The organism is Bradyrhizobium sp. SRS-191, from assembly GCF_024586915.1.
Classification (GTDB): Bacteria; Pseudomonadota; Alphaproteobacteria; order Rhizobiales; family Xanthobacteraceae; genus Bradyrhizobium.
The window spans coordinates 1-1245 of sequence record NZ_JANBVS010000085.1 but is presented as its reverse complement, the minus strand read 5'-3'; the positions used below and the strand labels follow the sequence as shown (position 1 = coordinate 1245).

Below are 1245 nucleotides of genomic sequence, written 5' to 3'. Positions count from 1 at the left end.
CGAACGGGCGGTTCTGACCAACCGCCCGTCGCTGGATCTGATCCCGATCGTGCTCAAAGGCCTTTGGAGCCTGTCAGGGAGCGTGGGACAGGTCCGGTTTCTTCCTTCAACCCGAACAGTTGCACGGGCTTCGAGCCCGCACCTTGCAAGGAAGGGAGCCGGATGATGGCACAGAATGATCTCGTTGTCGCGGGTGTCGATGTCGCCAAGGATAAGGTCGATGCTTGTACCCGGGCGCCTGGGTCCAAGCAGATGTTTGAAAGGACGAAGGAAGGCCAGCGCGACTTCGTGGCGTGGCTGCGCCGGCACGGCGTCACCATGGTCGTGATGGAGGCCAGCGGCGGCTACGAGCGGGAGTGGGCCAAGGTGACGCGAGCCGCCAAGATCGACGTTCGTATCGTTGATCCAAAGCGGGTGCGGAGCTTCGCTCAATCCGCCGGGCGCCTGGCCAAGAACGACCGTATCGATGCGGACACGATCGCCTGGTTCGCCGAGACCTTCAATGAAGCTGCTGTGCAAGCCTACGATGCCGCCCGGGAGAAGCTTCAGCAGATGGTCAATGCGCGCCAAGCGACGAAAGATATGCTGGTCAGACTGAAGAACCAGGGCGAGCATAAATTGCCTGTCGAAGTACAGCGTCTGCACACGCGCATCGCCAAGGCGATCAGCGCCGAACTGGCCGAGCTCGAGGCCGAGATATCCGCCTTGATCGAGAGCACGCCGCATTTTGCGGAGCTCGCCGAGATCATCGAAAGCGTTCCGGGCATCGGCCGCACGACGTGTGCCACGCTGATAGCAACCATGCCGGAGCTCGGTCAGACCAGCGACAAAGCCGTCGCGGCGCTGCTGGGTGTTGCGCCGTACGATGATGACAGTGGCCGGCGTCGCGGGGACCGGCACGTCAAGGGCGGCCGCCGCAGAACTCGCAACACATTCTACATGGCCTGCGTGGGCGCCGCGACGCGGTGCAATCCAGTCCTGAAGGTGTTCTACGAGCGCATGCTCGCCCAAGGCAAGTTGAAGAAGGTCGCGCTGACCGCCTGCATGCGCAAGCTGATCTGCATTCTCAACGTCATGGTCAAACGCCGCCAAAAGTGGAATCCGGCGCTTCACGTTGTGAACGGGGCGAGCGCCTCATAGCCGCTCGGTCCACGACCGAGCGCATGCCAAGCCAACAGACCAGCGAGCGGACGGGGTCAAGGCCGTCAGCCGCCGAAGGCGGTGGCGCGCCTTCGCGCCAGCCTT

At 63.1% G+C, this 1245-nt stretch carries 1 protein-coding gene; it reads left to right on the top strand.

Annotated elements, in window-relative coordinates; translation table 11 throughout:
* Positions 1-165: 165 nt before the first annotated feature.
* Positions 166-1140 (top strand): IS110 family transposase, encoded by a 975-nt coding sequence (locus NLR35_RS34180; RefSeq protein ID WP_257170933.1) that lies wholly within the window; start codon positions 166-168, stop codon positions 1138-1140.
* Positions 1141-1245 lie beyond the last annotated feature (105 nt).